General features: G+C 51.5%; 3 protein-coding genes. All 3 read right to left on the bottom strand.

Annotated features, from left to right (window positions below):
* Nucleotides 1–254: glutamate--tRNA ligase family protein (locus tag B3W37_RS08775; protein ID WP_483175416.1), on the bottom strand; the 254-nt coding region annotated here is incomplete at its 3' end.
* 40 nt (nt 255–294) lie between these two features.
* A complete protein-coding gene (locus tag B3W37_RS08770) occupies nt 295–1,200 on the bottom strand; it encodes a DUF1002 domain-containing protein (protein WP_483175414.1) in 906 nt (301 codons plus the stop codon).
* A gap of 52 nt (nt 1,201–1,252) precedes the next feature.
* A partial coding sequence (gene ispF, locus B3W37_RS08765; protein WP_483175412.1) for a 2-C-methyl-D-erythritol 2,4-cyclodiphosphate synthase occupies nt 1,253–1,632 on the bottom strand: 380 nt, incomplete at its 5' end.

Below are 1,632 nucleotides of genomic sequence, written 5' to 3'. Positions count from 1 at the left end.
GTCTGCCGGTAAGGGCCGTTCTCCTCTGCACTGTCGATGCCCTCATCCCATTGTATGCCCAGCCAGCGCAATGAAGCGATGATCTCTTCTTCATATTCCCGGCTGGATCGCTCCAGGTCGGTATCCTCGATGCGCAATACCAGTTTTCCGCGGCAATGCCGGGCAAACAGGTAGTTGAACAGGGCCGAGCGCGCACCTCCTATATGCAAAGGTCCGGTAGGACTTGGCGCAAAGCGAACCTTAATCTGACTCAAAAATTCTCCCTCCTAAGCGGTTAATTCTATGGATAAACACTTATCTGCTCATAATACTGCTCAGTCCGTCTAAGCCGGAGCGTATCTTCTGCAGCCACTCCTGCACCAGGTTCCAGAACATCCTGCCGGTGCTCCTGACTTCGGAGACATCCCGATGCAGGTTCTGCAGCTGGTTGGACAATTGATTTATATTAAGGTTAAGTCTCTGCACATCCAGCATCAGCTGCACCAGGCGGTCCACATCTTCTGCGGAGAGATCAATGTGCAGGTCCGCGCTGACTCTAAGGATGACGGCCCTGATCTCTTCGGGATCGGTGATATTTTTGCCTACCACCTCTCGCTTGACCTCGTAGATGATGGTTTCAGCATTGCCCTTGCCTACCTTTTCCCCAAGTTCAGAGATTCTAGCCACTTCTTCATGGGCAGTCTCTTTGGCCTTCTCTTGCAACGGTTCGCCTTTGGCCTGTTCAAAAGCCTTGATCATCCCGGTCAAAGCCGCGGTACCACTGACCTTCACCGGGCTGGCAGCGATAACCCGCGCATCCTCTATGCCTGCTGTAGCCAGGGCGTTGGCATACATAAACGGGGTTATGGCCTCTATATTTTTGGTTTTGACTTCAATCCCCTGTCCTTTAGCCAATAATTCGCAATAAGCACTGGATATGGCTTTGCTGCCGATAAGGCTTTTATCAACTACCCCTTCCAGATAGCGGTGTTCTTCCTCATTGCTGACCGTGATTATCTGAGCCTCTTTGCTGCCCTGCCAGTCTTTAAAAAATGCCTCTACTTCCTGGCGCTGGGCGGTGGTGAGATCCTGGCCAAAGCTGATCACTACCCGGGGATCATCACTGGTCATAACTACAGGTCTGGTGATTAGCTCACCTATCAATACTACACCGAAAAGCAATAACAGCGATAGCAATATCGCCGTTTTTCCTTTGTTCATATAACTTCCCCCTGAACTTTTTTCATAGCTTGCCTCGTTCAGGGGCGAAATATTATAGCTCTCCCAGCAATGCCACCGCCTGGGCGGATATGCCCAACTTCTGGCCTTCAAATCCCAGTCTTTCGGTAGTAGTGGCCTTTACATTCACCTGTCCGGGATCAATACCCAAACAACCGGCAATATTGGCTGACATCTCTCCGATATAACCCGACAGATGAGGTTCTTGAGCGACCACCGTGGCGTCGACATTTATAACCTTAAATCCCGCCTGGCGGATTTTGTTGCCGACCTCGGCCAGAAGCAGCTTGCTGCTGATATTTTTGTAACGGATATCCCCGGGGGGGAAATGGCGGCCGATATCACCCAGGGCGGCAGCCCCCAGCAAAGCATCGCAAACGGCATGCAATAAAACATCGGCATCCGAATGGCCTA

This window comes from Syntrophomonas sp. UBA5494 (assembly GCF_002426325.1).
Note: the sequence above shows the minus strand (reverse complement) of the source record. Positions and strands in the feature narration are given on the sequence as shown.